Origin of the sequence: Rathayibacter tanaceti (genome assembly GCF_001634385.1) — a bacterium.
GTDB classification, from domain to species: domain Bacteria; phylum Actinomycetota; class Actinomycetes; order Actinomycetales; family Microbacteriaceae; genus Rathayibacter; species Rathayibacter tanaceti.
Window position 1 is genome coordinate 1 of the sequence record NZ_LIIN01000158.1, and the last position, 5,264, is coordinate 5,264.

Genomic DNA, 5,264 nt, shown 5'->3' on the forward strand with positions numbered 1-5,264 from the left:
CCCCCGCGAAGTCTTCGAGCGGCTACTCCTCGACGAAGCCGTTGCTTAGACGACTTGACATCGCCGAAGGGTGCTGCGCGATACAACCTCGCGAGTCGCTCGTCGAGCTCTGAGTGGGCCTCGCGGAGAGCGCGTGGCATCGTCGTAACGCCATTCAAGGGCTCTATCGGGGTGGCTCGCCCGAGCAGTCAGCACTGCGCCAGCCAGCATTGTGAGTTCGTCGCCCGCCTAGGCGTCGAAATCGGGGAAGACAAAGTTGTTGTAGACGACGTCCTTCGAGTACCTCTAGTCGCTCTTTAGCCGACCGCCCACCGTTCGCACCCCCGCAGTAGCCGACTGCTCTACTCCCAAACCACCGGCCGTGGCGGGACCTACGAATACCTCATCTGTGCCGCCCACCAGCGTCGACTTTGCTCGATGGTGAATGGTCGGGTCGAAGAGATCGAAGCAGCCATCATCCCCACCGTGGCCCAAGAGCGACTCGCGGAAGACGTTCTGGACGGTATCTAGGCTGCCGTCAACGGCTCCGTGGCGAACATCCTTGCGCAGGACCGCGACACCCGAACTCAACTCAAGAGGCAACTCGACAAGCTCGAAGCCCAAGAGGAGCGCCTCATCGAGCTCGCCACAACCGGCGCGCTCCCCATGAGCAAGATCCGGACACGCATCAAAAAGACTGCGATGCAACGCGCGGCCGTCGAAGAGAAGCTCGAGTTCACGATCGACCGACTCCAATACACGGCAGAGGGCATTCTCAGCTTCCTGAAGCTCCTCGTCGGCCCAGGCTCACTCTACGAGCGCGCCACTGACGCGGTCCGACGGGACCTCCTCAGCGCCTACTTCAATTGCCTCGTTGCCTACGCGACAGACGAGGGGATCAAGATCAAAGTGGAGCGTCAAGACCCGAATGCGCGAATCCGTGAGATTCACGGCCGCGTCGCGCTCGCGCGCGAGAACAGCACGCCGACGCAAAATAAAACTCCCCGCGCACAGGCGGGGAATTTAGCTTTACACCCAAACGAGCTCAGTTCATTTGACCGGGTTTTGAGTAACTACGATGTGGCTGGGGTACCTGGACTCGAACCAAGAACAACTGAACCAGAATCAGCCGTGTTGCCAATTACACCATACCCCAATGGTCATCCGGAGCTGAGGCCGGGACCACGTGGCAGCCGGATCAGGACCCGAGCGCGAGGTACGACAGTACCCTACGCAGGCATCCCGCTCAAATCGAGCCGCGGACGACCGTGCCCTCCGACTCCGGGGCGGCCTCGCCGAGGCGGGCGCGCACGAGGTCGCGGTTGAGCGCCGAGGCGACCTGTGCGCCGGAGCCCGCCGCCACGATCAGCTGCTGCGGGCCCGGTGCGGTGACCTCGCCGGCGGCGTAGAGGCCGGGCACGGTCGTCCGGCCGCCCGCATCCACGCGGAGGAAGCCGTCGGCGTCGCGTTCGGGGCCGGCCGCGCGAGGTAGTCGAGCACGGGGACCCAGATCGGGCGGACGAAGGCGCCGGTGCGCGGGACGACATCGCCGTCGACGAGGCGGACGCCGGTCATCTCGGCGCGCTCGCCCGCGAGGTCGGCGACGGGGCGGCGCTCGACCCGGATGCCGATCGAGCCGAGCAGGGACTCGTCGGAGTCGCTGACGACTCCGATGCCGTTGGTGAAGACGATCAGATCGGTCGACCACTGCGAGAGCAGCATCGCGCGCTCGGCGAGGTCGTCGGTCTCGCCGATCAGGGCGAGCGCCTCCCCCGCCTTCTCGTAGCCGTCGCACTCCATGCAGCTGTGCACGGCGGTGCCGTAATACGCGCGGAGGCTGGGCAGCGTGGGCAGTCTCTCGCTGAGGCCGGCGGCGACCACGACGGCGGTCGCGACGACGGAGCGGTCGGCCGCGCCGCGCACGCCGCGCGCGGAGACGACGAACTCGCCTCCGGAGCGCTCGACCGAGGTGACGAGGGCGGTGTGCACCTCGGCGGCCTCGTAGCCCTCGAACTCCTCGCGGCCGAGACGGCGCAGCTCGAGGGGTGAGATGCCGTCGCGGGTGAGGAAGCCGTGCGAGTGCAGGGTGGCCGCGTTGCGAGGGCGGTTGCTGTCGAACAGCAGGACGCTGCGGCGCGCGCGGACAAGGTTGAGCGCGGCCGAGAGCCCGGCGGGGCCTCCCCCGATGACGACGACGTCGTACTCGCCGCCTCCGATCGCCTCCGCCATGCTCAGACCGGCCGGGAGGCGCTGAGGCGGTCCAGGCGCGCGATCGACTCCTGCTTGCCGAGGATCTCCATCGACTCGAACAGCGGCGGCGAGACGCGGCGGCCCGAGATCGCGGTGCGCAGCGGCCCGTAGGCGACTCGGGGCTTGAGGCCCAGGCCCTCGATCAGCGCGGCGGCGAGCGCCTCCTGGATCACGGCGGTCAGCCACTCCCCCTCCGGCACCTCCGACAGGGCGCTGATCGAGGCGGCGAGCACCTCGCCGGCGTTCGCGGGCAGGCCCTTCAGCGCGTCCTCGTCGTAGGCGAGCGCATCGGCGGTGGTGAAGAGGAAGCCGAGCATGCCGGGCGCCTCGCCGAGCAGGCCGATCCGCTCCTGCACGAGGGGCGCCGCGGCGTCGAGCACCGCGCGCTGCTTGGGGGTCGGCTCGCCTGCGAGCACGCCCGCCGCGACCAGGTAGGGCACGGTGCGCTCGGTGAAGTCGTCGACGGGCAGGAGGCGGATGTGGTCGCCGTTGATCGACTCCGCCTTCTTGAGGTCGAAGCGGGCCGGGTTCGGGTTCACGTCGGCGACGTCGAACGCGGCGACCATCTCGTCGATCGAGAAGACGTCGCGGTCGTGGGTCAGCGACCAGCCCAGCAGTGCGAGGTAGTTCACCAGGCCCTCGGGGATGAAGCCGCGGTCGCGGTGGTGGAACAGGTTCGAGGACGGGTCGCGCTTCGAGAGCTTCTTGTTGCCCTCGCCCATGACGTACGGGAGGTGGCCGAAGCGCGGCACGAAGGTCGTCACTCCGATGTCGATCAGCGCGTGGTACAGCGCGATCTGGCGGGCGGTCGAGGGCAGGATGTCCTCGCCGCGAAGCACGTGGGTGATCTGCATGAGGGCGTCGTCGACCGGGTTCACCAGCGTGTAGAGCGGCTGGCCGTTGGGGCGCACGACGACGAAGTCGCTGAACGAGCCCGCCGGGAACGTGATCGGGCCGCGGACGAGGTCGTCGAAGGAGAGATCGGCGTCCGGCACGCGCAGGCGCAGAGCCGGGGCGCGGCCTTCGGCACGGAACGCCTCGCGCTGCTCCGGGGTCAGCGAGCGGTCGTGGTTGTCGTAGCCGTGCTGCTTCGCGCGGCCGGCGGCCTCGTTGCGCGCGTCGATCTCCTCGGCCGTGGAGTAGCTCTCGTAGAGGTGACCCGAGGCGAGGAGGCGCTCGATCACGTCGCGGTAGACGCCGGTGCGCTCGGACTGGCGGTAGGGACCGTGCGGGCCACCGACTCCGACGCCCTCGTCCCAGTCGAGCCTCAGCCAGCGCAGCGCGTCGACGATCTGCTCGACGCTCTCCTCGCTGTCACGAGCCGCGTCGGTGTCCTCGATGCGGAACACGAACGTGCCTCCGGTGTGCCGCGCGTAGGCCCAGTTGAACAGGGCGGTGCGGATGAGGCCGACGTGCGGCGTTCCGGTCGGAGACGGGCAGAAACGGACGCGGACGTCGCTCCCCGTCGCGGTCGTGAACGGGTGCGCGTCGCTCGCGCGATCCAGGGGCGGAGTGAGCTCAGACATACGCGCCAGATCCTACCGGCGCGCAGCCCCCGGCGCCGGGCTGGCGGGCGATGCCACCCCGAGATGGGGGACGCGCCTTCTACCGCGAAGCACTGCTCCGCGTCAACGGACTCCCCGAGAAGCAGGAGCAGTGGTGCGCTGTGCCCTGGGCCTCGCGTCGAGAGGGTCCGAGCGCCGCACCGCACGCCGCGCCGGACTCGAGCGCAGGCATGCGCGGAAGGAGCACGGATGAGCACGATCGATCTCGACACCAGCACGCACCTCCCGGCCACTCCCACCGGATCGGCCCGCGAGGAGAAGGACGCCCGCACACTCTCGCTCTTCCACGCCGCGGCCGGCGCCGAGGGCGCTGAAGGCGAGCGGATCCGCGAGCGGATCGTGCTGGACCACCTCGGGCTCGCCGAGGCCATGGCGCGGCGGGTCTCCCGCGGAGGCGGTGACTGGGCGGATCTGCGCCAGGTCGCCTACGTCGGGCTCGTCAAGGCCGCCCGGCGCTTCACGCCCGAGCGCGGCGAGAGCTTCGCCGCCTACGCGGTGCCCACGATCACCGGCGAGCTCAAGCGCCACCTCCGGGACCTGGGCTGGATGATCCGCCCGCCCCGCGGGGTGCAGGAGCTGCACCGCCGCTCGGCCGTCGTCGCCGCAGAGCTCGCCCAGGAGCTCGGCCGACACCCCGCCGACCACGAGATCGCCCACCGGCTGGGCGTCGAGACGGCAGAGGTGGCGGACGCCCGCTCGGCCGGGCACCCGCTCTCGCTCGACGAGAGCGTCGGCGAGGGCGGCGTCAGCCTCGGCGAGACGATCGGCGGCGAGGACGCCCGCCTGCTCGAGATCGACCGGCGGCACGGGCTGGCCGAGGCGCTCGCCGAGCTGGACGACGGGCAGCGCGAGCTGCTCCGGATGCGCTTCGTCGAGGAGCGCACGCAGCAGCAGATCGCCGACGCGCTCGGAACCACGCAGATGCAGGTCTCGCGGCTGCAGCGCAGGATCCTCGCCCAGCTCGCCGATCGGCTCGGTGCATCCGCGCCCGGCCATCAGCCGCGGACGTCCCGCAGTCGCGTGGCCACCGTCACTCCGGTGCGCCCGACGGCGCAGCTGAAGACCGCCTGAGGTGGGCTGCGGCACGGGTCGGCAGCGAGGCGAGGGCCTCGAGCACGTCGTCGACCTGGACGGCGAGGAGCGCCGGATCGGGCTCGGCCGAGAAGACATCGCCCCGGCGCAGCGAGGCGTCGGTCAGCACACGGTGCGGGCCGGTCGCCGGCGGCCCCCACGCCTCGGGCGGTGCCGGCCCGAAGATCACGACCGAGGGGATGCCGTAGGCGGAGGCGAGATGCGCGGCTCCTGTGTCGACGGTGACAACGACCTCGGCGGCCGCGACGACCGCGGCGAACTCGCTGAGGGTCAGCACGCCGGCCAGGGCCTCACCGGTGCCGGCCAGCTCGGCGACCCGGCGCGCCCGGTCGGCCTCGCTCGCGCCTCCGGTGTAGACGACGCGGTGACCGGCGTCGG

General features: G+C 70.4%; 4 protein-coding genes, 1 tRNA gene and 1 pseudogene. 1 reads left to right on the forward strand and 5 read right to left on the reverse strand.

Annotated elements, in window-relative coordinates; genetic code table 11:
- Window positions 1-285: 285 nt before the first annotated feature.
- From ACH61_RS13785 to gltX, 4 genes and pseudogenes are all read right to left on the reverse strand, one after another.
- The gene (locus ACH61_RS13785; RefSeq protein WP_068213042.1) at window positions 286-735 is read right to left on the reverse strand and encodes a hypothetical protein; all 450 of its coding nucleotides are present in this window, start codon (window positions 733-735) and stop codon (window positions 286-288) included.
- Window positions 736-1,060: 325 nt separating this feature from the next.
- Window positions 1,061-1,135, reverse strand: a tRNA-Gln gene (locus ACH61_RS13790).
- Window positions 1,136-1,225: 90 nt separating this feature from the next.
- Window positions 1,226-2,208: pseudogene (locus ACH61_RS13795) on the reverse strand (NAD(P)/FAD-dependent oxidoreductase).
- Between the two features lie 2 nt (window positions 2,209-2,210).
- Window positions 2,211-3,755 (reverse strand): glutamate--tRNA ligase, encoded by a 1,545-nt coding sequence (gene gltX, locus ACH61_RS13800; protein WP_068213053.1) that lies wholly within the window; start codon window positions 3,753-3,755, stop codon window positions 2,211-2,213.
- Between the two features lie 228 nt (window positions 3,756-3,983).
- Between gltX and ACH61_RS13805 the strand changes: the two genes are divergently transcribed.
- Window positions 3,984-4,865, forward strand: a complete 882-nt coding sequence (locus ACH61_RS13805) for a sigma-70 family RNA polymerase sigma factor (RefSeq protein WP_068213057.1) — start codon at window positions 3,984-3,986, stop codon at window positions 4,863-4,865.
- Here ACH61_RS13805 and ACH61_RS13810 read toward each other — a convergent pair.
- Window positions 4,825-5,264: glycosyltransferase family 9 protein (locus ACH61_RS13810; RefSeq protein WP_161489672.1), on the reverse strand; the 440-nt coding region annotated here is incomplete at its 5' end. The two genes, ACH61_RS13805 and ACH61_RS13810, sit on opposite strands and share 41 nt — an antisense overlap.

Coding starts and splice junctions, on each gene's coding strand:
- gltX (WP_068213053.1), bottom strand. CDS start 3,755: ATGTCTGAGCTCACTCCGCCCCTGGATCGCGCGAGCGACGCGCACCCG.
- ACH61_RS13805 (WP_068213057.1), top strand. CDS start 3,984: ATGAGCACGATCGATCTCGACACCAGCACGCACCTCCCGGCCACTCCC.